This window comes from Moraxella oculi (assembly GCF_023336735.1).
In the GTDB taxonomy this organism is placed as follows: Bacteria; Pseudomonadota; Gammaproteobacteria; order Pseudomonadales; family Moraxellaceae; genus Moraxella; species Moraxella oculi.
In genome coordinates, this window is sequence record NZ_JAMBAQ010000013.1 from 18,980 (window position 1) to 42,151 (window position 23,172).

Consider the following 23,172-nt stretch of genomic DNA (forward strand, 5'->3'; position numbering starts at 1 on the left):
TAACGCCATTTACCTTACGAAATAATCGTCATGACCTGCCTTGCATTTTGTTTTGATCGCAATAAGCGACTGTTAAAACCTGCCGACTTTAAAAAAGTCTTTGATGCACCAATAAAAAAAATCCATTCCGAGCATTGCCTGATGTTTGTTGGAAGAGGTAGTGAAAATACGCCAAGAATCGGACTTGCCATTACCAAAAAAAAGCTTAAACATGCTGTCATGCGTAATCAGGTTAAACGCATTACCAAAGAGATCTTCCGTCTAAACCAACATGAAATGGAGTGTGTTGACTTAGTGTTGATTGTTAAGAAAAACTACACAAAAGATCATGACATATCTCCTGAGATCAATCGTATTTTTGAAATTGTTAAAAGTAAATATCCTAATAAATCCTGATAGACGATGTTAAGATGCTATTTATTGCGGTTGATCATGATGTATCAAAAAGTGATCAGTCCTATCATTCCTGCACGCTGTCGTTATTACCCAACTTGTTCGCATTATGCTAGGCAGGCATTGACATGGCATCGTCTTGGACGAGGTTTGGTTTTGGTTTTAAGGCGATTGCTAAGCTGCCATCCTTGGGGTGGTCATGGTGTGGATTTTGTGCCTGTGCCCATGTACGGGTATTACTACGACATTGCGGATGAGGTGTATAAAACTGGCCTTGGAGTGCTCGTCGATGATTTTAGTTATGTTGCGCGCTTGAACTGGCTGATGAGAAAGTAGGTGGCTTGAGGTGTTCTTGAATGAGTGTCAAAAATATTTTCTAGGATTTTGCGTAAAATTTTAGTAGAATAAAAGGTTTATTCATAAAAATTTATTGATGAATTTTGATCATAGCACGCTTTTGAGGTGTGCCTAAACGCATTGTTAGGAATCATTCCATGCAAAAAATTCTTCGGATTTTAATCATCATTGCCATCTTAATCACAACCTACTTGCTCATATTGGCTTGGCGTGATGATATGGCTAACGCCCCTAAGGTTGCTCCTGTTGCCACTCAAACTTCCAGTACTGACATTCCAAACACACTTGTGGGTGATGTGCCTGTTGTAGCCAGCACTGATGGCGACATTTTAAACACATCGACAACCATGCCAAACCAACTCATCAGTGTGTCAACTGATCGTTATGACATTCGCATCAACCCCGTTGGTGGCGATATTGTGCATGTTGGCTTAAAGCAATATGACGCCACATTAAACAGTAAAGAGCCTTTTGTGCTGCTTGAGTCGCAGGCACGAACTTATGTGGCTCAATCTGGGCTGATTGGTCAAAATGGTATTGATACATCAACTGGGCGTGCCATCTATACCACTACAAAAACTCACTATGAGATGGGTGCGTCTGATGTGCTTGAAGTGCCTTTGGTACATCAGGAAAATGGAGTAACCATCACCAAGACTTATACTTTTAAGTCAGGTCAATACCCCATCAAGCTAAGCTATAACATTAATAACGCGTCAGCATCAACATGGCAAGGTCAGATGTACGCTCAGTTGAAGCGTGATGACAGTGCAGATCCTGGTGTTGAAAATAAAGGCATGATGAGCATGGCGACTTATTTAGGCGGTGCTTGGGGTACGCCTAATGATCCATACAATAAGCTAAAATTCAATAACTTTAATGATGGTAAGCTTAATGTTGTCAGTCGTGATGGCTGGGTGGGCATTGTTCAGCATTATTTTGTCTCCGCGTGGACGCCAGGGGGTTTTGATGCACAATTTTATAGTCGCAATAGTGGTAAAGACCACTTCATTGGTTTTAATAGTCCCATCATCAATGTTGGTGCGGGCAAGCAAATTACGATGGATGCCACTTTGTATGCTGGTCCAAAAGTTCAAAAAGAGCTGGCTCCTGTGGCAGAAGGTCTTGAAAAAACCGTTGATTATGGATTGCTTTGGCCGATTTCTAAGACTTTGTTTGCTGTACTAGAGGCGTTGCACAAGGTATTTGGCAATTGGGGTTGGGCAATCATCGGCCTGACCATTTTGGTGAAAATGGCACTGTTTTGGCTATCCAATAAAAGCTATGTATCAATGGCAAAAATGCGAGCGATAGCACCTAAACTACATGCTTTAAAAGAAAAACATGGCGATGATCGCATGGCAATGAGTCAAGAGATGATGCAGCTTTACCGTGATGAAAAAGTTAATCCAATGGCAGGCTGCTTGCCAATTTTGATTCAGATGCCGATTTTTCTAGGGTTATACTGGTGTTTGGTTGAGTCGGTAGAGTTACGCCATGCTCCTTGGATTCTATGGATTAAAGACTTATCATCAATGGATCCTTGGTTCATTTTGCCCATCATCATGGGGGCAACGATGTTTATTCAGCAGTTGCTAAATCCACAACCGACCGACCCAATGCAGGCAAAAGTGATGAAAGTCATGCCGTTGATTTTTGCAGCTTTCATGCTGTTTTTCCCAGCGGGTCTCGTGCTTTATTGGACGGTTAATAATTTGTTTAGTATGGCACACCAACACTGGGTAAATAAGCGTATTGAGAAACAAACCCAAGCATTGTCTTAGACGCCTTTAATCATCAATAACAATCCTGCCTTGAGGCAGGATTTTTTGTGTTTAATTTCTCGCCCATATTGCCCATAAAAATGCTACAATACAAGGTTAATGATTAAGATCTACATTAAGTGAGTTGTGCCATGTCAGAGTTTATCGCCAGTATGCAGCCGACCATCGCCGCAATCGCCACCCCAATTGGGCAAGGTGGTGTGGGCGTGATTCGCCTATCTGGTCGTGATGCTTATCGCATAGGCTGTCAAATCAGTCAAAAAACAGAACTTGGGGTGCGACATGCCCACTTTGCCAAATTTTTTGGCGACCGAGGGTTGATAGATGAAGGTGTGATTATTTATTTTAAAGCTCCCCATTCATTCACAGGAGAGGATGTGGTGGAGATTCAGGGGCATGGTGGTGTGGTGCTACAAAACATGCTACTTTCTCGCTGTTTTGAGCTGGGTGCAAGGCAAGCACAGGCTGGAGAATTTTCCATGCGTGCTTTTGAAAATGATAAGATTGATTTGGTTCAGGCGGAAGCGATTTCGGATGCCATCGTTGCCACCTCTGTGGCCCAAGCCACGAGTGCCATACGCTCTCTTTCTGGAGAGTTTTCAGATAAAATCAATGGACTGGTTGATCAGCTGACCACATTGCGTCTTTATGTTGAGGCAAGTATTGACTTTCCTGATGAAGAGGATGTGGATTTTTTATCTGACGGAGTGATTGAAGACAGGCTTGATGATATCTTAAATCAACTAAATGCCATTTTAGCAACTGCTGAACAAGGTCAGTTACTTCGAGATGGTGTGAATGTGGTGCTTGTCGGTAAGCCAAATGCTGGCAAGTCTAGCCTTTTGAATCAACTGGCAGGAACTGATCGTGCGATTGTTACAGATGTGGCAGGGACAACTCGTGATACACTAGAAGAGCGGATTAATCTTGATGGTTTGACCATACATTTGACAGATACGGCAGGCATTCGCCAGACCGATGATAAGGTTGAGCAACTTGGTATTCGTCGTGCCAAAGATGCCATTCATCGTGCCGATGTGTTGGTAATGATGTATGATGCACAGGCGGAGAATGATCCAGTAAGCCTGATTAAGGACTTGTGTGAGTTTAATGAACTGGGTGAGCTTGATGCTGTTTTAGATAAGTTGATTGTCGTGGCTAATAAAGCAGACTTGCTAGAAAGTGTTCCATGTGAAACCTTATATCTGCATTCCCAAGCACTAAAACCACAGTATGTTTCATGTGAAACGGGCGATGGACTGGCAGAGTTCATAGATCACCTTAAAGATAAAGTTGGGTTTCACCCACCTGAAAATAGCTTGATTGCCCGCACTCGCCATATCGATGCTCTAAAGCGTTCAAAAAATCATTTGCTTGATGCCAAAGAGCAGCTGACCACTTTTTTTGCTGGAGAGCTGGTTGCAGAGAGTTTGAGATTGTCGCAACAAACATTGGGTGAGATCACTGGTCAGGTAACAGCTGATGAGCTGCTGGGTAAGATTTTTTCAAGTTTTTGTATAGGAAAGTGAAGAATAATAATGTACTGTCCTTATTGTAGTGCGATTGATACCAAAGTCATTGACTCTCGATTGGCAGCTGCTGGTGCACAAGTACGCCGCCGCCGCCAATGTACTGAGTGTGGTGAGCGGTTTACAACTTTTGAGGTGGTTGAGGTGGTCATGCCACGCATCATAAAATCGAATGGACGGATTGAGCCTTATGATCAGAATAAGCTGCGTCGCTCCATTTCGTTGCCATTACAAAAACGCCCAACCACAACGGATGAGATAGATGCCACAATCAGTCGTATTGAGCAACATCTGCGTAATATGGGTGAGCGTGAGGTGTCAAGTAAAACACTGGGTGAGGTGGTGATGCTTGAATTAAAATCCTTAGACGATGTTGCTTATGTGCGTTTTGCCAGTATTTATCGAGATTTTCAGGACATTGAGGCATTTCAAGCTGAGCTTGCCAACATTCATGCTGGTATGACAACTGGGGAGTGAGATGGGGTCAATCATCAATCATCATACTTCGGCTGATGTGTATTACATGAGCTTGGCAATCAGTGAAGCGAAAAAGGGCTGTTTTACCACCAGGCCGAATCCAAATGTTGGGTGTGTCATTGTTAAGAATAACTTAATAATAGGCCGTGGGTTTCATCCAAAATCTGGCCTTCCTCATGCGGAAGTTTACGCTCTTAAAGATGCACAAGATCAGGACCATGATGTTACTGGTGCAACCGTGTATGTTACACTTGAGCCGTGTAGCCATGTTGGAAGAACACCGCCTTGTGCTGATGCTCTCATAAAATCAGGAGTTGCTCGTGTGGTCATTGCTTGCATGGATGCTAATTTGCTTGTCTGTGGTAACGGCGTGAAAAAATTGGTGGATGCAGGCATTGATGTCAGCGTCGGTGTTTGTCAGGAAGAAGCGTATGCGTTGAATGTGGGTTTTTTGACAGCCATGAAGAGAGGTCGGCCCTATGTTCGTCTAAAAATGGCGATGAGCCTGGATGGTCGTATTGCCATGCAAGGTGGTGAATCTCAATGGATTACAGGTGATGATGCTCGTGAAGATGTGCAAAGGTTGCGTGCTAGAAGTGGGGCGATCATTACAGGTTCGGGGACAGTCATTGCGGATAATCCCAGCTTAAATGTGCGTTCAGCCACACTCGGTCTGGACTTGAGTAGTTTTTCCCAGCCAAGAATCGTCATTGTTGATCGAAGAAATAGATTAGACCGTGGCGATTACAAGGTGCTGCAGCGTGAAGATACTTTGATTTGGCGTAAGGATTTGCACGAATTATTAAGGTGGCTGCATCACGATCAGTGCTATGATGTTCTGATTGAGGCTGGGGGTCGGCTGGCAGGTGCGTTCATTGAAGAGGATTTGGTGGATGAGCTGGTCATTTATCAAGCACCCTGTGTTTTGGGTGTAAAGACGCATGCTGCTTTTGAAATGTGCTTGACGCAACTGTCTGAGCAAAAGCGTTTTAGGTTGGTAAGTCATGAGCGACTTGGCATGGACTTAAAGTTGGTGTTGGTGAGGTCTTAAAGAGCCTTGATATTTTCTTTGTGGATAACTCAACAACCTATCTGGAAAATTCATCAGTTATTTATCGTAAAATACTCATTTTATTAGGTTTTTTATCATTTATTCGTAAAATTACCATTGGTATCATACAAAAAATACTGTGGATAAAGTGTGCTTTTAATCATCATATTAAAAGTGCGGTCGTGGCAATTTGTCGTTCATCACAGATCTTTTACGACAGATTTTAATAAAGAGAGAAGTTATGTTTACAGGCATTATTGAGGCGACAGGCACCTTGACGGACATCACGCCAATGGGGGGTGATGTGCGATTAACTGTTCATGCACCAAATCTTGATGTTAGCGATGTGAAATTGGGTGATTCGATTGCTTCCAATGGTATTTGCTTGACTGTGGTGGCAATAGATGGCAGTAGCTATGCTGTTGATGTTTCAAGAGAGACTTTATCCATCACGGCACTCAATGAGTGGCGTGTGGGCGATACTTTAAATCTTGAGAAAGCCATGTTGCCGACCACTCGCTTTGGTGGGCATATTGTGGCAGGTCATGTAGATGGTGTGGGTAAGATTGTCAAGATTGCCAAAGATGCTCGCTCGGCATACATTGAGATTGCCATGCCCTCTGAGTTGATGAAATATACGGCAGATAAAGGCTCTATCACGGTAGATGGTATCAGTCTGACCACCAATCGCATTCAGCCATCTAGGAATGTTGTTTGCTTGAACATCATTCCACACACCGTTGCCATGACGAACATTGCTCGCCATTGGTCTATTGGTCGGTGTGTGAATATTGAAGTTGATTTGGTGGCACGCTATTTGGAGCGACTGATTGGCGTGGGTAGTCAGTCGTCTCAAAGTCGGATCACCAAAGAGCTTTTAATGAACAGCGGTTTTTACTAATCATTAATCAATGTGGACTAATTAAAAAAGATGACACAAAATCATAAATTAAGAGTTATTTTTGCAGGCACGCCAGAATTTGCTAAGGTTGCCCTGCAGCGACTTTTGGACGATAAAGAGCGTCTAAATTTGGACATTGTGGCGGTTTATACTCAGCCTGATCGTAAAGCAGGGCGTGGTCAAAAACTTACTGCAAGTCCTGTTAAACAGCTGGCAATGATGCATGACATTCCTGTGGAGCAGCCTGTCAGTTTTAGCTTGAAGCATGAGTACGGCACGGCCGCTCGTGAAACACTGGCAAATTATCAGCCAGATGTGATGATTGTCGCGGCTTACGGTCTGATTTTACCATTAGGTGTCCTAAATACGCCAAAGTTTGGCTGTCTGAACATTCATGGTTCGCTGTTGCCAAGATGGCGTGGTGCAGCACCCATTCATCGAGCGATTTTGGCAGGTGATGATGAGACGGGTATTACCATCATGCAGATGGCACAAGGACTTGATACGGGCGACATGCTTTATAAGTTGGCCTGCGAAATTAGGTCTGTGGACACAACCCAAACACTGCATGACACATTGGCTGATTTGGGTGCTAAAGCCATTGTAAAAGTGCTTGAAAATTTGGCAGAATATCAAGCTGGCAGAGTGGTGCAAGATGATGCTTTGGCGAACTATGCTGATAAGGTGGGGGCTGATGAAGGATTGATCGATTGGAATGGATCGGCTTGTTTTATTCATCGTCAAATCCGTGCGTTGAATGCCTATGCTTTTATTGATGGTGTTCGTGTCAAAATTCTTGAGTGCTTACCAATCAAAGAAAACCAAACCACCACAGAGCCTGCTGGTAGGATTGTGAGTGTGGGTCGGCGTGCCATCTTGGTTGCCTGCGGTGCTGATGAGGGTGTGCAACATCTGATCAACATCACAAAAATGCAGTGGGCGGGTGGTAAACCCTTGACAGCTGAGCAAATCGCTGTGGGAGATAAATTACAAGACGGTCAAATGTTTGATGTTGGTGGAGTAGATGGTGGACGATAATCCAAATCTTTGCACTCGTGCTAATGTGATCTTGACTCTTGAAAAGATTCATCAAGGAGAGTCTTTGGCTTGGATGTTAGATGGGTTTTTAAATGACATTCGGGGTCGTGAGCGTGCTTTTGCTCATGAATTGTTGCTTGGTGTATTGCGTCATTGGCATGCGGTCAGTCGTATTGGCGAAAGCTTGATGAAAACACCGTTAACAGACATCAGTGTTCTTTGTGCATTGAATATGGGGGTTTATGAACTGTTGTATATGAATACGCCAGGTTATGCCGTCATTAATGAAACGCTCAATGCGTTAAAGTCGATCAATAAAAACCATGGCGTTGGACTGACCAATGCCATTTTGCGTAAAGTGGCAATCCACCAACAAAAATACCTAAAAAAAGTCAATAAAAACCACAGTCTGCCCAACTGGCTTGCAAAAAAAATCAAGCAAGATTGGGGTGCGGAGGGTGAGAATTATTATGAAATTTTAGGACAAAATCTGCGAAAAAATGCCCCTATTTTTTTAAGGGTCAATCCAAAATTCATCACTGTTGATGAGTATGCCAATCTATTAACACAAGCCCAAATTGATTTTAAAATACTGCCGCTTGGTGTTGCTGATCAGCAAGTAATTTGCCTGAATGATAGGGTTAAAATCCAAGACTTACCCTATTTTTCTGATGGCTGGGTCAGTGTGCAAGACCGCCATGCACAGCTGTGTGGCCATATTCTTGGTCAGCTGGATTTGCCAACCTCCTTATCTTGGCTGGACGCCTGTACTGCCCCTGGTGGCAAACTGGCACAGATGCTTGAGTTATCAGAATCAGGTGTGTTTCACATGAAACACATCACAGCATTTGATAGTGATGAGCGTCGCCTTGGCCGTGTTCATGAGAATTTGGCTCGTCTGCACTTATCTGACCAAGCCAAAATCATCTGTGCAGATGGACGCACTTATCAAGCGGCAATGCCTTTTGATGTGATTGTGCTGGACGCTCCGTGTACAGCAACTGGCGTGGTGCGTCGCCATCCTGACATCGCCTTGTTACGCAAGGAACAAGATGTTGAGCAGACGGTGTGTTTGCAAGCAGATATTTTAGCAAACATGTGGCGAAATTTAGCGGTCAATGGTTATCTGATGTATGTTACTTGCTCACTATTAAAAGTGGAAAATGAGCAGCAAATATTGGATTTTTTGGCGAAGAATGCAGATGCTAAAGTGGCGGATTTTCATCTTACCCTGCCCAATCAAATTAAGCGGTCAATCGGTTACCAGTGCTTGCCTTTGAATGAATATGATGGCGATGGCTTTTACTATGCTGTATTGCAAAAAGGGTGTGTATGATCAAGAGTGATAAAATTTCTTTTTTGGTTGAAAACTGTGCTAAAATCTGAGTGGTTGGTTTTTATTACTGGATGAAATGAATGAAGTATATCAGTACTCGTGGACGAACTTTACCCATGTCATTTGGCGATGTTCTTTTAATGGGACTTGCTCCAGATGGTGGCTTGATGTTGCCAGAGAGTTATCCTGTTATTGAGCGTGCTACTTTGGATGCTTGGCGATCATTGTCGTATTCGGATTTGGCGTTCGAAATCATGAGTTTGTTCGCTACTGACATTGATGCAGGCGATTTAAAAAATATCATTGACCGCACTTATACCAAAGAGATTTTTAATCACGAAGACATTACGCCCATCAGGAATCTGTATGATGACTTGCTGTTGCTTGAATTATCTAATGGTCCAACCCTCGCCTTTAAGGATGTGGCAATGCAGTTTTTGGGCAATGCCTTTGAGTATGTATTACAAAAAAAGGGTGAGCGATTGACCGTCATTGGTGCGACTTCAGGAGACACAGGTTCAGCTGCTGAGTATGCCTTGAGGGGCAAGGATAACATTGAGGTGTTTATGATGTCGCCTCATGGTAAGATGAGTGCTTTTCAGCGAGCACAGATGTACAGCTTGAATGATGACAACATTCATAATATCGCCATTAAGGGGGTGTTTGACGACTGTCAAGACATTGTCAAGACGCTGCAAGAAGATGCTGATTTTAAAGCCAGGTACAGCCTAGGGACAGTCAACTCCATTAACTGGGGTCGCATATTGGCACAGATAGTCTACTATTTTAAAGGTTATTTTGAGGCGACACACAGTAGCGATGAGCAGGTGAGCTTTTGTGTGCCATCTGGTAATTTTGGCAACATCTGTGCAGGGCACATTGCACGCGAGATGGGTCTGCCGATAGACCGCTTAATTGTGGCAACCAATGAGAATGATGTTTTAAATGAGTTTTTTAATACAGGGAGTTACATGCCTCGTCAAGCAAGCGATACATACATCACTTCCAGCCCTTCGATGGACATTTCCAAAGCATCGAATTTTGAGAGATTTGTGTATTTATTGCTGGATAAGGATGCTGAATTGGTGAGTAAGTTTTTCAGTGATGTGAAGCTGGGTAAGGGCTTTGATGTGAAAGATAAGCTTGGTGATGTTCAAGGAAGATTCGGTTTTGTGGCAGGTAAATCAACTCATGATGACCGCCTAAATACCATCAAAAAAGTTTACGCTGACACAGGTCATCTCATCGATCCGCACACTGCCGATGGTGTCAAAGTGGCACTTGATGTTCAAAAGGAAGGTGAGAAAATCATCGTCGCTGAGACTGCACTGCCAATCAAATTTGAAGAAACGATGACTGAAGCTTTGGGGCAAATTGACTTGCCAAGACCTGCTCACACGGTTGGTATTGAGAGCCGTGAACAATTTGTTACCGTACTTGATAATGACGCCAAACTTGTGGCCAGGCATATTCAACAATTCGTTTCTCCAAAGTGAATCACTGATTTAAAAAAGCCAATTTCATGGGAGGTTGGCTTTTTTTAATTAACCAAGATGGTAATTACCATGTCTTATGAAAAGCTTAATGATCGCCATGCCATCATCGCCATGTGGTATGTCGTCAATACTTCATTGATATCTTATTATAAACTGATTGATGCCTTTGGTGATGCACGCTCGGCATTATTGGCGACGCCTGATGAGTGGCGTATGCTTGGCATTCATACAGCTCATGTCAGGCGTTTTAAAGACAATCAAGATGTGCTTGCCTTCATTTCTCGTGTGCTAGAGTGCGTTGCTCGTGGAGCTTATGATTTGCTGGTGATGGGCGATGAGAATTATCCAGTCCAGTTGAATGGCATTTATGACCCACCGCCAGTATTGTTCTATCAAGGCGATGCCGCCAGGCTTAAAGATAAGCAAATCGCCATCGTTGGCAGTCGCAACCCCACGCCACAAGCTAAGCAGATCACTTTTGATATGGCACAATATTTGGTGCAGTCAGGATTTAGCATCACCAGTGGTCTTGCACAGGGGGTGGATCGGCAGGCACATTTGGGTGCTTTGACTCAGTCACCCCCGTTATTAGGGCGTACGGTGGGTGTGTTGGGTACAGGTATTGATGTGTGTTATCCTAAGAACCATCATGCCTTATTTGCACAAATCATTGATGAAGGCGGAGTGTTGATTACTGAGTTGTTGCCAGGCACGCCTGCCAGTAAGCATACTTTCCCTCGCCGCAATCGCCTGGTGGCAGGACTGTCATTGACCACCATCGTTACCGAAGCAGCTTTACAAAGTGGATCGCTCATCACGGCTCGCTTGGCTGCTGAGCAGGGCAAGCAAGTATTTGCCATACCGAGTCATATTCACAACAAAAATGCCGAGGGTTGTCATCACCTGATCCGTGAAGGGGCAACTTTGGTCTATCATCCAGCTCAGATCATCGAAGAGCTGAGTGAAGAGGTGATTTATGGTGCCTTGCCCCAAACCTTCTCTCAGGGTGTGTCGGTGTTTAATGATGATTCTGCACTGGCAACACCGAACCCATCAAAAGCCACGCAGTCCATAGACTCGATACCAATGCAGTCAATGACGATACCAGAGCATCTGCAAGGCGTTTGGGACAAGGTGACTGAGCAGCCCAAAGATTTAGATGTGCTTGTCACACAAACAATGATGGATGCAGGAGTGCTTATTGCTAAGCTGATGGAGCTGGAATTGCTTGGTTTGGTGGTGCAGGCTGGAGGAAGATATGTCAGATCTTGAAATTTTTGGACGGCATGAAACAAAAAATGTGGCTGACTTTCTCAAATCAGGAGGTGTGCTGGCATATCCAAGCGAGAGCGTTTGGGGGCTTGGTTGTGATGCTTTTGATGACAGGGCGATTGAGCGAATTTTTACCTTAAAAGCCCGTCCAGTGCATAAGGGGCTGATCGTACTGACTGATGAGGTGGATAGACTCGTACCTTTGTTGGTAGATTTGCCAAAATTCTTGCAAGATGAATTATTACAAAGAATGCGTGCTTTATATAACGATCATGACATCAAAACGACCGTGCAAGCACAGACTTGGCTCATTCCTGTGGCAAAGTCGGCTTGTCCGCCTAAGATATTGATGGGGGGGTTTGATACATTGGCGGTGCGTGTTACGCATCATAAAATCTTAAAAAGTATCTGCCAGGCACTTGTTTGCGACAAGAACCCCTATGGTTTTTTGGTATCTACCAGCTGCAACCCAAGTGGCGAGCCGTCTGCTACCAACCTAGGACAGGCACAGGCGTACTTTGGCGATAAAATTGCCTATCTAGATGCACAAACCTTAGGTTTTGATAAGCCCAGTCAAATCATTGATGTGATGACAGGGGCTGCAGTTCGCTAATCTGGCTCACCATGAAGCGGACGATGAATTAACACTCATTCACAAAACCGACTGATAGCCACAATGGTTAAGTAAATGCCATTGCGTTTATGAACATTAATGTTATAATATTGCCATTTTTTGACTTGGAATTTTACTTATGATGAAGACAACAAACAGCGTGCTGTATGTGGCGATGATGGCGGCTTTCGCTAGCCATTCTATGACGGTGTATGCTGACGATGAACCAAGCACCAAGCTTGATACACTGGTAGTAACGGTCAAGGGTGATCGCACACAGACCAACTTGCTTGGGCGTAGGACAAATGTCTCTGATATGATGATTCGTGCCAAGGAATTAAAACAGCGACCAACCACACTGGGCGATGCTTTAGATGGCGAGCTTGGCATTCATTCCAATCAATTTGGTGGCGGTGCATCAGCCCCCATCATTCGTGGACAAGAAGGCAAACGCATCACCATTTTGCAAAATAATGCCGATGTCATTGATATGGCCCATCTGTCTCCAGACCATGCTGTGATGGTGGATACAGTGCTTGCCAAGCAAGCTGAGGTGGTGCGTGGAGTTAGTACTTTACTCTACAAATCTGGTAATTCGGCAGGGGCGGTTAATATTATTGACAACAAAATCCCCACTCAAATGCCTGACAAGCCCATCGTAGGTGAGGTGGGTGTTCGCTTTAATACGGGTAATCATGAAAAACTTGGTACGGGGGCGGTTACTTTTAGTGCAGGGAGTCATGTTGCTGTGCATTTGGAGGGATTGCACAAATCAGCAGGGGATTATCGCACACCCAACTATACTTACACCACCTTTGATAATGAAAATCAGATTGATCGCTATGTCAAAGCGCCAGAACGCTTGGCTGCCTTAGAAAAAGAATGGCAGGCGATTCAAAGTGGTACGCCGTTGTCTTGGCGAGATAAGACCTACTTCATCAGTGATGAAGCTGGCTATTTAAAACAAAAGGCTATTTTGGATCAGGATTTATCCACCATTCAAAACCATGCTTTTAATCATCTGCCCGAGAGCTGGGCGAATTCAAAATCAGGAAGTGTGGGTGTATCTTGGATAGGCAGTCAGGGTCATCTGGGTGTGGCCGTCAGCGAGAGAAAAGATAAGTATGGCTTGCCTGCTCACAATGCCATCTATGAAGGCTGTGGAGTGATTTCTATTTTTGACAGCCTGTGGGACAGACCTTATTTGGCTACCTATCCGCAACTCATCAACGAAGATGATGTCAACTACATCAATCCACGCCCTGACTGTGCTGACCATGCCGTCGATAATTTCAATCATTCACACGGCGTGCATAAAAAACACGATAAGCACGGCAAACCCTATGTGGATTTGACCACTCGCCGTTATGATTTGCGAGGGGAGTGGAATAAGCCTACCTCCTTTGTGGATAAGGTGCGCGCTAATGTCGGCTATGTGGATTATAAGCATGATGAAAAAGAAGGCGATGTTGTCAATACTTCTTTTATGAATAAAGGTAAGGTTGCACGCATTGAACTGACGCACACACCCACCAATCAGCTTAAAGCCTTGTGGGGTATGCAATACACCAAACAAGATAACAGTGCCTTATCTCCGCAGACAGAATGGCGAAAGCGCCAGCTTTTAACACAAAATAAACTGACCAATACCGCTTTATTCGCGATGGGTCAGTATCATGCTGGTAATGTCGAGCTGGAGCTTGGCACTCGTCTAGAAAAGCAAAAAGTAGCAATGGATTATGATACCAATCACATCATAGAGACGATGAAAGAGCGTAGTCGTTTGCGACTTGACCCTGATAAATTGCAACAGGCGATAGATTATGCCATAGATGCCACCAAGCCATATCAGAACACCGCTCATTCATATGCACTGGGTGTGCATTGGAAATTCCTGCCGCAATATACGCTGTCTTTCAACGCATCACGCCAAGAACGCTTACCAAATAGTCAGGAGCTGTACACGCATGGCATGCATCTTGCCACCAACTCATTTGAAATTGGTAATCGACATCTGACCAAAGAAAAGTCCAACAATTATGAGCTGGGATTAAGGTTTGCTGGCGATAAATTGGATTATAAACTGGCAGGCTATGTGTACGATTTTGATAACTACATTTACCTATCCACAATCAATGAGTATTTGGGAACAGCACGAGTCAATCATCTAAAAAAACTACGCATCAACCGCTACGACCAAAGTCCTGCCAGATTCTATGGGCTAGAAGCCAGTGCAGGCTATCAGTTTAATGATACCTATTATGCATCCATCTTTGGAGATTACATCAGGGGTAAATTGCATGATATGCCACCGATTATCAGCGACTATACGGCCGCATCATGGGGCAGACCTGCCGTCAAAACTTATACAGCCCAAGAAGACCGTACCACACCACGCCTACCACCCATGCGATTGGGCATGAAAGTGAAGGCTGATTTTGATGACAGATGGTCTGGTAATTTTGAGTATGTTCGCACTTTTGACCAAAATAAAGTGTCTAAATTTGAAGCACCAACCAAAGGTCATCATTTATTGAATGTGGGTGTGAATTACCAAAACCATCAGGGGAATCTTGACTACTCAATGTTCTTTAATGCCAACAATCTTTTGAACCAAAAAATATATGCTCATGAAACATTTTTGTCTTATATTCCGCAGATGGGGCGCAACTTTAATGTGGGGGTGAGTGTGAAGTTTTAATCGCTAAAACCATAAAAAGTTAGGCATTTAGCTTTTGCTATATTGTAACTTTATTTTTCATTATGTTATAATATTATCTTTTTATGGTTATTAATGGAAGATTGCGATGACGACTTACAGATATTTGCCTTTGGCCATTTCACTGGTGTTAAGTCAAATGGCCTTTGCGGATTCGTCCAAAGAAGAGCCGAGTGTGTTGCTTGATAACATGTCTGTCATGCTATCAACAACGCCACAGAGTTTGGCTTTTTCTGATGCCACTAAGGCGAGTGATCTGACGATCAAAAAAGATAAGCTGCAACACCGTTCTGCCACACTGGGTAATGCTTTATCATCACAAGGTGGCATTCATTCCAATCCTTTTGGTGGTGGAGCTTCCGCCCCTGTGGTGCGTGGTCAAGAAGGCGTGCGTGTTAAGGTGTTGCAAAACGGCATGGGCGTGTCCGACATGTCAACCGTCAGTCCTGATCATGCGGTGGCGGTCGATACGCTGCTTGCCAGCCGTGTTGAGGTGGTGCGTGGGGCTTCTACGCTCATGTATGCCAATGCTTCTACCGCTGGGGTTGTCAATGTCATTGATGAGCGTATCTTAGATACAATGCCAAACGCCATCACAGGCGAGCTGATGCTGCGCACGAATGATGGCAGTGATGAGAAGCTGGCAACTGCAGGTGTATCTTTGCCAGTTGGTGAAAAGATTGCCGTACGCATTGAGGGCATGAGTCGAGCTGCTAATCCCTATAATGTCCCTGCGATTAATTTTGGTGAAGTCTTAAATTATTTGCCTGATTCTCATAACAAATCAGTTGTTGGTACGCTTGGAGTGTCGTATATTGGTAATCAAGGCCATCTGGGCGTGGCATACAGCCAACGCAAGGACGACTATGGCTTAGTGGGGCATAATCACAAATTTGATAATTGTGCAGGGCATGTGCTTGATACCAGTCGTGGTTGGTTTGGTCCTGAACGCAAATATCTCATTCCTTATCCGCACTTGATGACTGATGAGGACATGGTTGGTCGCCTGCATTTTCACTGCGGATCGGACTATGATCTTGATCATGGACATAGTCATGATAATGTGTATGGGCATCGACATGACCCCAGTCAAAAAGGTCCTTGGGTGGAGCTGAGTTCAAAAACCTTTTCGCTACAAGGTGAGCTGAACAGCCCAACACCAAGCATTGACAAAGTCCGATTATCTGCTAGCCATAGCGACTACCATCACCAAGAATACGATGAAGGTAAGCACATTCCTGACCCATCGACAGGCACAAGATTTGTTAAAGGCAACACTGCTTATTGGGCTAATAAAGGCTTGGCTGCCAAAATGTCGGTGCATCAATCTCCCACTGATCGACTGTCTTTGGTGTGGGGTGTTGAAACTGCCAGTAATAAAACCCATGCTCTCATCCCAAGTCATGATGAGAAAGCAGCCAATCGTCGACCATTGGTTGAGAACACTCAAAAGACAGGCAGTGTGTTTGCTCTTGGGGAATACCAGTTTGGCAAGACCAAGTGGCATGTTGGTGTACGCCATGAAAAAACAAGCATTCCTGTACATTATAATATCGCTGAGATTGACGCTCAGTTCAATAATGCCATTGATGTTCAAGAAAAGCCTGATTTGACGCCTTATCGCAATAATGCGACTTCTTACGCAGTAGGTGCGATGTGGGATATTTCACCAAAACTTCGTCTTGATGCCACTTTATCGCATAATGAACGCATCCCCACTCCTATGGAGTTATATTACCATGGGAAGCACCTGGCGACCAATTCTTTCTTGTATGGTAATAATGCACTCAAAAAAGAAAAATCAGATAATGGTGAGTTGGGCGTAACTTTTACAGGGGATAAATGGCATCTAAAAGGCAGTGTCTACGCCAATCATTTTGGCAACTTTATTCACCCAGAAAACCTATATAAAAATGGTAACCTGACAATGCGACGCTTTACTCAATCAAAGGCAAAATTGCGTGGGGCGGAGCTTGAATTGAGCTATCAGTTCTCACCCAATTTGACCGTGAGTGTTTTTGGCGATACCGTGCGTGGCAAGCTGTACAGGTTTTCTCCGATTGTGGGCAATGGGATTTACGAAGATGTGACCGTTTATGTAGACCCAAAAGAATGTGGCGTAGATAGGGACGATCCGAATTACGAAGATTGGTGCAAAGACACTGAGCGAAAGCTGGTTGGTCAAGACATCATCATACGCCCTGATCGCAATCCACCACGACTCTCCCCTGATCGCTTCGGCTTACGCATCAATGGCGAATATGGTAGATTTTCACCCTCATTAGAGTATGTGCGAGTGGCAGCTCAAAATCGCACCTCGCAATCAATCGCCAGTAAGTATTATAGTGAATGCCCACATCATGATCATGCTGACAGTCGCTTATGCCCAATTTACATTAATGAAGATGCAACTTTGGGGTATCATTTGCTCAACTTGGGTTTAGACCATCACCGCCGTATCGGAAACACAGACACTACTTGGTCGCTTCGTGCCAACAACCTTTTGAACGAAAAAATCTATGTACACAACTCATTCTTACCTTTTGTCCCACAGCAAGGGCGTAATGTGAGCTTATCGGTGAATGTGAAGTTTTAAAGACTGTTGATGTTAATGCTAACGCTTGATGATGTCTTGGTCTTTGGCTCATCGGATTTTTATGTGCCGACACTGATATGGCGGCTTTAGTCTGATCAATAAAAAAGCAGAAAAATGGTTTTTCTGCTTTTTTATTAAAAATCAATGTCTTGTGCGTCCAGCAATCAATTCATAGACAAATAAGACGATGATTGCCCCAATGACTGAAATGAGGAGTCCGCCAATACCGCCATTGGTGTAAATGCCAAGAGCATTGGCAATGAAGTTACCTACGGCACCACCCACCATACCTAAAATGATGGTGAGAATCCAGCCCATACTGTCTGCACCAGGCTTGATGGCACGAGCCAATAAGCCAACGACCAAGCCGATGATGATAGACCAAATCATGATAATCCCCTTTGTTTTTACCTAGTTAATATCAATGACCAAAATCTCTTTTGGCGATTGATATTGATTGTACAGTATTTGGCAAAAATTTTGGGTTAAGCTTGGCAAACATTTGTATGAAGTCTGTCGTTAAATATGCCAAAGCACGCAAAACATCACGGCATTGTTGATTTTGTGTGAGTGCTTAAAGTCATGTCGTTATTTTGGAGCACTGATAGACTCAACAATGTTCAAGTCAAAACCAGAAACATTGAATTTGGCAGGGCTTGATAGCAGGCGCATGTCTGTTACCCCAAGCAGTTTTAGAATCTGAGCGCCAACACCAATGGTGCGATAAGGCTCGCTTTCTTCATGAATGCTGCTGTGTTGGCATTTGTCCAAGGCGGTGCTGATGTCTACCGTTCGGTCGTCAGCGATCCATAAAAACACACCCTGTTCGCTATCGGCGATGGTCTGCAATGCCAGACGCATGTCCCAGCCGCCTTTGATGTTGGCTGAGAATAAGTCTTTTAGTGGATTTAAGCTATGGACTCGTACGGTGCTGATGCCATTTTTGGGATTGCCTTTGACCAAAGCGATGTGAGTTTCTTTGGCGCCGTATTCTTTAAAACGATACAGATCAAAAGTACCAAATGCGGTATCTAGCGTACTTTTATCAATCAGCTCAACCGTCTGCTCATGAGTCATGCGATAGTGAATTAAATCGGCGATCGTGCCAATTTTTAGACCATGTTCTTTAGCAAAGATTTCCAAATCATCACGGCGAGCCATTTCGCCATTTGGTTTGATGATTTCACATATCACCGCTGATGGTTCTAATCCAGCCAATCGTGCCAAGTCACAACCTGCTTCGGTATGACCTGCTCGATGCAACACCCCGCCTTTTTTAGCGATGATGGGGAATATGTGCCCTGGGCTGACGATGTCGGTTGGCTTGGCATAAGGTGCGATGGCTCGTTGCACGGTTAAGGCACGATCAGCGGCAGAGATGCCTGTGGTAACGCCACTTGCAGCCTCAATGGAAACCGTGAAATTGGTGCTAAATTGGGAGCCGTTTTTGTCGCTCATCAGACCCAAATTAAGCTGATTAGCTCGCTCTTCGGTGATGGTTAAGCAGACCAGGCCTCGTGCATGCGTAATCATAAAATTGATTGCCTCAGGCGTGATATGGCTTGATGCGATGACGATGTCGCCTTCATTTTCTCGGTCTTCATCATCCATTAAAATGACCATTTTGCCTGCCTTGATGTCTTCGATGATTTCGGCAGTGTTGTTTAGTGCCATGATTGCCCTACCTAAGATTAAAAAATTGTGAATGATATGGGGGTTGTTTTAATAATTATAAAGTATGATGGTGAAATAGTCTATTGCAAAAGGGGTGGTGATTGATGAAGGTGGTTTGTCAAAAGTATTGACTGATATTTTTTATTATGAATGTTTGACATATTCAATGATGATGGCTGTCGGTTAGTATGGATTTATTGAGAACATAAGGTATGCCATGATGTTTCATGTGAAACATGCTGATGTTGAGGCATCATTTTTGGGATTTTAGCCAGTTGATGAAAGCGAAGCTGGCTTGCTCTTTTTGGTTGTCTGCAAATTCGTAAAATCGTCTTCCGACCAGCATGTCGGGTAAGTATTGTTGTGGGTGGTAGTGATTGGGGTGGTCGTGTGGGTAAATGTATGCCAGTCCGTAGCCTTGAGCTTTCATCAGTTCGGTGGTGCCATTTCTTAAGTGTAATGGTACGCTAAGGGCATCATTTTTAACAAAAGCCAAAGCATCATTGATGGCTTTATAAGTGCTGTTTGACTTGGCAGAAGTAGCCAAATAAACGGTAACTTGAGCTAAAATGATGCGAGCTTCTGGCATGCCAATTGACTGCACTGATCGTAGGGCAGTATCAGCAAGTAACAGCGCGTTAGGGTTGGCAAGGCCGATGTCTTCGCTGGCTAAAATCACCAATCGGCGAGCGATAAAGGCTGGATCTTCACCTGCATTGAGCATTCTAGCCAGCCAATAAATAGAGGCGTCAGGGTCGAGCCACGCACCGATTTGATGAATGCACTGATCACATCATAGTGCATGTCTCCTACTTTGTCATGGTGTGGCAGTACGGTCTGGGCAATGCTTTGAATGAGTGCTTCATTAATGATGAGTGTGTCATCATCGACATGCTGGCAAGCGATTTCAAGTAAGTTTAGGGCCTTTCGGGCATCGCCAGCAGCAAGTGATGCAAGTTTGGTTAAGCTACCTTGAAGCTTAATGCCGCACAGCACATGGTCTTTTTGTAAGGCTTGTTGTAATACTTGTACCAACTCATCGGTGCTTAGAGGATTTAAGCGGTAGGTTTGACAGCGAGACAGCAGAGCATTGTTGATGCTAAATGATGGGTTTTCGGTGGTGGCACCAATGAGGGTGATTTTGCCAGACTCTACTGCACCAAGTAGTGCATCCTGTTGCGCTTTATTAAAACGATGAATCTCATCAATAAAAATCACAGGAGAGCCAAAATTCAGACCACTCCCCATGCGTCCGCTATTGTCAATGAGTTCTCTTAACTCTTTTATGCTTAGGTCAAGGGCGGATAAAAGATGGAATTCACGCCCTGTCGCATGAGCCAGCAGGCGTGCCAGTGTCGTCTTACCAATACCTGCTTCGCCGTATAAAATCAGACTTGGTAAATGTCCGCTTGCAATCATGCGAGCAATTGGAGCGTTGCGGCCTAAAAGATGCGTCTGCCCAATAAAGTCACTTAAAAACTTTGGACGCATGCGTTCAGCAAGTGGGGCGTGTTGATTGATCATGTTAATATAAAAATTTGCGAAAAATTGCTAAAATATCCGTCATTATACACGGTATTGCTATGATTTTGGATCAATATGACGCGAAATTCCATGACGCCCCCTAAGACAGTGCGTCCCTTAACACAGGGTGAAAAAATCATCGCTCGTTCAGTGTTTGGCGATTCACTCTTTTTGGATGACATTCGCCTAGCGACGGCATGGTGGGTCCTAAAAGGTTATGCAGTCTCGCCAAATGGCTGGGTTTATTTTCATGCTGATGATTTTTGTGCTGATTTTAGTGATAAACCCTTGCATATTCGAGCATGGTTGGTGCATGAACTGACTCATGTTTGGCAAATTCAGCAGGGAGTGGCGGTGCTTTGGCGTGCAATGTTCAACCGAAAATACCACTATGACTTTAGCAAAGATAAGGTGTTTTTTGATTATGGCGTAGAACAGCAAGCCAAAATGATAGAGGACTTTTATGTACAAAGAGAGCTGGGTAGGGATTGTCGTGCATGGTATGCATGCGTACCATTTTTAGCTTAATATTTTAAGCATTGCATGATCTGGTATTGCCATATCAGGGGGCTTGGCATGATTTACCATTTAGATTGCAGTGTTTTTTGACCAGTCTGATTGTATTTTTTTTTGATGTTTTTATCGACCGCTTTACCAATTCTATGGATTGAAAATTTAAGATCAGGCTCATGTGTCTGCTCTCAAAGTTGTTGCGGTAATAAAAAGTAAGGCGGTCTTTGAAAACTGCATCACACTTTTGTTGCCATCGTGATGGTATAAGTTTTGCCCTGTTTTAGCTTGTCGGCATTGCCAAAAACTTCGGTAAATGAGCGTTTCATGAAATCTCTGAGCCCATTAATTGTAACCACATAAAAGCGACCACCTGCCTCCATACGGTCGTAGGCATCTAGCAAATATAAGTAGTGCTGTTCTTTACTGGCCTTGGCAGGCAGATTACTCATTACTAGGTTAAATCGTCGGTCTTTTGGCACATGGGCGAAACCATTAGAAAGCATGATTTGGGTATTGGTCAGGCCATTGTTTTGGCAGTTTAATTTGGCGTATTCCACCGCCACAAAATCCTTGTCAATGAGCAGATGCTCGCCATTTGGGCATTCACGCGCCGCTGTCATGCCTAGCACACCATAACCACAGCCTAAGTCGATTGAGTCATCATCGGCTTTAAAGTCAATATGATCAAGCAGCATCAGACTGCCATCGTCTAATTTCTCTGGACTAAAAATCCCCCAAGTGGTACGAAAATCAAAAGGCTTACCAAGTACTTCTTGGCTAAAACTGATGTCATCTCGCCAAAATTTGGCTTTGTGTTGTAGGTCGGTCAGGGTGGTTTTACTCATCTTTGCTATGCTCAATCAGTGAAAATGACTATGATACAATAACCAAGACCATCTGACAAATCTGCCATGATGATTCATTCTATTCGTTGTCATGATAAGTCTTGGTCTTGAAGCTTGATTAATAGTTACCCTCTGGGGTGATGTTCGCTGTGCAGTGCTTGCAGGCGTGCCGTCGCCACATGTGTGTAGATCTGTGTGGTTGATAAATCTTTGTGTCCAAGCAGCAGCTGAACACTTCGTAAATCCGCACCATGATTAACCAAATGCGTAGCAAAAGCATGACGAAGTGTGTGTGGAGATATGTCGGTTCTGATGTCTGCCAAAAGGGCGTATTTTTTGATCATGTGCCAAAAGTTATGTCGTGTCATGTAGCCGCCTTGCTCTGTTAGGAAAACTGCTTGGCAGTCAGATTTTCCTATCAGTAATTGGTTTCTTTGACTCAGATATGCCTGTAGGGCGTTTTGGGCGTACTCTCCCATTGGTATGAGTCGAGTTTTATTACCCTTGCCTGTGATTTGCAGCCAGCCTGCATTGAGATTGACCTGTTCAAAAGACAAATTGACCAATTCGCTGACTCGCAGACCGCATGAATACATGATTTCTAGCATTGCTTGGTCGCGTGTGCCTAATAGGCTGCTATCGGGTGCGTCAAGCAGGCGGGTAACAGCGTCTTCTGAGAGTGTCTTTGGTAAGGGTTTGATGACTTTAGGGTTTTTAATGTCTTCACAGGGGTTGTCTTTGCGTGCGTCATTGCTAAGTTGCCATAAAAAAAACTGGCGTAAACTGGCAAGTAGGCGTGCAATGGTGCGAGGATTTTTACCTTGGTTTTGATGATGATGTAGGCAATCTAGCACATCGGCTTGACACCATGTTGTTAAAGGCTTTTGATTGACGCTCATGCACAACCGTAAATCTTGAATGTAGGCATTTCTGGTGCGTACCGACAGACCGCGTGCCAACATGGCCATGCGAAATTCATCAAGATAGACGGGGTCGTTGCTGCTGTGATTGACCTTGGGTGTGCGTGGTGTGCGAGCACGAGTCTTACTCATGG

At 44.1% G+C, this 23,172-nt stretch carries 19 protein-coding genes and 1 pseudogene; 15 read left to right on the forward strand and 5 right to left on the reverse strand.

Annotated elements, in window-relative coordinates:
• Positions 1-30 precede the first annotated feature (30 nt).
• The 14 genes from rnpA (at position 31) to M2R47_RS07035 (ending at position 17,562) form a co-directional block, all read left to right on the forward strand.
• Entirely contained in the window at positions 31-396 is a 366-nt protein-coding gene (gene rnpA, locus M2R47_RS06970; protein ID WP_249100908.1) for a ribonuclease P protein component, read from the forward strand.
• A 6-nt stretch (positions 397-402) separates the two neighbouring features.
• Entirely contained in the window at positions 403-729 is a 327-nt protein-coding gene (yidD, locus tag M2R47_RS06975) for a membrane protein insertion efficiency factor YidD (protein WP_283162930.1), read from the forward strand.
• A 158-nt stretch (positions 730-887) separates the two neighbouring features.
• On the forward strand, positions 888-2,534 hold the full coding sequence (gene yidC, locus M2R47_RS06980; RefSeq protein ID WP_249100914.1) for a membrane protein insertase YidC: 1,647 nt from the start codon (positions 888-890) through the stop codon (positions 2,532-2,534).
• Positions 2,535-2,665: 131 nt separating this feature from the next.
• Complete coding sequence (mnmE, locus tag M2R47_RS06985; RefSeq protein ID WP_249100917.1) at positions 2,666-4,063, forward strand: tRNA uridine-5-carboxymethylaminomethyl(34) synthesis GTPase MnmE; 1,398 nt, start codon at positions 2,666-2,668, stop codon at positions 4,061-4,063.
• Between the two features lie 9 nt (positions 4,064-4,072).
• On the forward strand, positions 4,073-4,540 hold the full coding sequence (gene nrdR / locus M2R47_RS06990; RefSeq protein WP_249100920.1) for a transcriptional regulator NrdR: 468 nt from the start codon (positions 4,073-4,075) through the stop codon (positions 4,538-4,540).
• Position 4,541: 1 nt separating this feature from the next.
• A complete protein-coding gene (ribD, locus tag M2R47_RS06995; RefSeq protein ID WP_249100923.1) occupies positions 4,542-5,591 on the forward strand; it encodes a bifunctional diaminohydroxyphosphoribosylaminopyrimidine deaminase/5-amino-6-(5-phosphoribosylamino)uracil reductase RibD in 1,050 nt (349 codons plus the stop codon).
• Positions 5,592-5,832: 241 nt separating this feature from the next.
• A complete protein-coding gene (locus M2R47_RS07000) occupies positions 5,833-6,492 on the forward strand; it encodes a riboflavin synthase (protein WP_249100925.1) in 660 nt (219 codons plus the stop codon).
• Between the two features lie 30 nt (positions 6,493-6,522).
• On the forward strand, positions 6,523-7,530 hold the full coding sequence (gene fmt / locus M2R47_RS07005; RefSeq protein WP_249100929.1) for a methionyl-tRNA formyltransferase: 1,008 nt from the start codon (positions 6,523-6,525) through the stop codon (positions 7,528-7,530).
• Positions 7,517-8,866: a 16S rRNA (cytosine(967)-C(5))-methyltransferase RsmB gene (gene rsmB, locus M2R47_RS07010; RefSeq protein WP_249100933.1), complete on the forward strand. Its 1,350-nt coding sequence runs from the start codon at positions 7,517-7,519 to the stop codon at positions 8,864-8,866. The genes fmt and rsmB overlap by 14 nt, the downstream gene beginning before the upstream one ends.
• Before the next feature lie 80 nt (positions 8,867-8,946).
• Complete coding sequence (gene thrC, locus M2R47_RS07015; RefSeq protein ID WP_249100936.1) at positions 8,947-10,362, forward strand: threonine synthase; 1,416 nt, start codon at positions 8,947-8,949, stop codon at positions 10,360-10,362.
• Positions 10,363-10,431: 69 nt separating this feature from the next.
• Entirely contained in the window at positions 10,432-11,634 is a 1,203-nt protein-coding gene (dprA, locus tag M2R47_RS07020; RefSeq protein WP_249100940.1) for a DNA-processing protein DprA, read from the forward strand.
• Positions 11,621-12,247, forward strand: a complete 627-nt coding sequence (locus M2R47_RS07025; protein ID WP_249100942.1) for an L-threonylcarbamoyladenylate synthase — start codon at positions 11,621-11,623, stop codon at positions 12,245-12,247. Before dprA ends, M2R47_RS07025 begins: the two co-directional genes overlap by 14 nt.
• 139 nt (positions 12,248-12,386) lie before the next feature.
• Positions 12,387-14,948, forward strand: a complete 2,562-nt coding sequence (locus tag M2R47_RS07030; protein WP_249100945.1) for a TonB-dependent receptor — start codon at positions 12,387-12,389, stop codon at positions 14,946-14,948.
• Positions 14,949-15,054: 106 nt separating this feature from the next.
• Complete coding sequence (locus M2R47_RS07035; RefSeq protein ID WP_249100947.1) at positions 15,055-17,562, forward strand: TonB-dependent receptor; 2,508 nt, start codon at positions 15,055-15,057, stop codon at positions 17,560-17,562.
• 141 nt (positions 17,563-17,703) lie between these two features.
• On the opposite strand, the gene M2R47_RS07040 is transcribed toward M2R47_RS07035, so the two are convergent.
• The 3 genes and pseudogenes from M2R47_RS07040 to M2R47_RS07050 all read right to left on the reverse strand — a co-directional run bounded on the left by M2R47_RS07040 (position 17,704) and on the right by M2R47_RS07050 (position 20,760).
• Positions 17,704-17,952: a GlsB/YeaQ/YmgE family stress response membrane protein gene (locus M2R47_RS07040; protein WP_249100949.1), complete on the reverse strand. Its 249-nt coding sequence runs from the start codon at positions 17,950-17,952 to the stop codon at positions 17,704-17,706.
• A gap of 198 nt (positions 17,953-18,150) precedes the next feature.
• The gene (gene ribB, locus M2R47_RS07045; protein WP_249100952.1) at positions 18,151-19,236 is read right to left on the reverse strand and encodes a 3,4-dihydroxy-2-butanone-4-phosphate synthase; all 1,086 of its coding nucleotides are present in this window, start codon (positions 19,234-19,236) and stop codon (positions 18,151-18,153) included.
• Positions 19,237-19,489: 253 nt separating this feature from the next.
• A pseudogene (locus M2R47_RS07050) lies at positions 19,490-20,760 on the reverse strand (replication-associated recombination protein A).
• A 75-nt stretch (positions 20,761-20,835) separates the two neighbouring features.
• Here M2R47_RS07050 and M2R47_RS07055 point away from each other — a divergent pair.
• A complete protein-coding gene (locus M2R47_RS07055; protein WP_249100954.1) occupies positions 20,836-21,288 on the forward strand; it encodes a type IV secretion protein Rhs in 453 nt (150 codons plus the stop codon).
• Positions 21,289-21,509: 221 nt separating this feature from the next.
• Here M2R47_RS07055 and M2R47_RS07060 read toward each other — a convergent pair whose 3' ends face one another.
• Together M2R47_RS07060 and xerD are read right to left on the reverse strand one after the other, a co-directional pair.
• Complete coding sequence (locus M2R47_RS07060) at positions 21,510-22,118, reverse strand: class I SAM-dependent methyltransferase (RefSeq protein WP_249100957.1); 609 nt, start codon at positions 22,116-22,118, stop codon at positions 21,510-21,512.
• Between the two features lie 125 nt (positions 22,119-22,243).
• On the reverse strand, positions 22,244-23,170 hold the full coding sequence (gene xerD / locus M2R47_RS07065) for a site-specific tyrosine recombinase XerD (RefSeq protein ID WP_249100960.1): 927 nt from the start codon (positions 23,168-23,170) through the stop codon (positions 22,244-22,246).
• Positions 23,171-23,172 lie beyond the last annotated feature (2 nt).

Coding starts and splice junctions, on each gene's coding strand:
- M2R47_RS07000 (WP_249100925.1), top strand. CDS start 5,833: ATGTTTACAGGCATTATTGAGGCGACAGGCACCTTGACGGACATCACG.
- rsmB (WP_249100933.1), top strand. CDS start 7,517: ATGGTGGACGATAATCCAAATCTTTGCACTCGTGCTAATGTGATCTTG.
- rnpA (WP_249100908.1), top strand. CDS start 31: ATGACCTGCCTTGCATTTTGTTTTGATCGCAATAAGCGACTGTTAAAA.
- M2R47_RS07040 (WP_249100949.1), bottom strand. CDS start 17,952: ATGATTTGGTCTATCATCATCGGCTTGGTCGTTGGCTTATTGGCTCGT.
- ribD (WP_249100923.1), top strand. CDS start 4,542: ATGGGGTCAATCATCAATCATCATACTTCGGCTGATGTGTATTACATG.
- M2R47_RS07025 (WP_249100942.1), top strand. CDS start 11,621: ATGTCAGATCTTGAAATTTTTGGACGGCATGAAACAAAAAATGTGGCT.
- yidC (WP_249100914.1), top strand. CDS start 888: ATGCAAAAAATTCTTCGGATTTTAATCATCATTGCCATCTTAATCACA.
- M2R47_RS07055 (WP_249100954.1), top strand. CDS start 20,836: ATGACGCGAAATTCCATGACGCCCCCTAAGACAGTGCGTCCCTTAACA.
- ribB (WP_249100952.1), bottom strand. CDS start 19,236: ATGGCACTAAACAACACTGCCGAAATCATCGAAGACATCAAGGCAGGC.
- nrdR (WP_249100920.1), top strand. CDS start 4,073: ATGTACTGTCCTTATTGTAGTGCGATTGATACCAAAGTCATTGACTCT.
- fmt (WP_249100929.1), top strand. CDS start 6,523: ATGACACAAAATCATAAATTAAGAGTTATTTTTGCAGGCACGCCAGAA.
- M2R47_RS07060 (WP_249100957.1), bottom strand. CDS start 22,118: ATGAGTAAAACCACCCTGACCGACCTACAACACAAAGCCAAATTTTGG.
- yidD (WP_283162930.1), top strand. CDS start 403: ATGTTAAGATGCTATTTATTGCGGTTGATCATGATGTATCAAAAAGTG.
- M2R47_RS07030 (WP_249100945.1), top strand. CDS start 12,387: ATGATGAAGACAACAAACAGCGTGCTGTATGTGGCGATGATGGCGGCT.
- thrC (WP_249100936.1), top strand. CDS start 8,947: ATGAAGTATATCAGTACTCGTGGACGAACTTTACCCATGTCATTTGGC.
- dprA (WP_249100940.1), top strand. CDS start 10,432: ATGTCTTATGAAAAGCTTAATGATCGCCATGCCATCATCGCCATGTGG.
- M2R47_RS07035 (WP_249100947.1), top strand. CDS start 15,055: ATGACGACTTACAGATATTTGCCTTTGGCCATTTCACTGGTGTTAAGT.
- mnmE (WP_249100917.1), top strand. CDS start 2,666: ATGTCAGAGTTTATCGCCAGTATGCAGCCGACCATCGCCGCAATCGCC.
- xerD (WP_249100960.1), bottom strand. CDS start 23,170: ATGAGTAAGACTCGTGCTCGCACACCACGCACACCCAAGGTCAATCAC.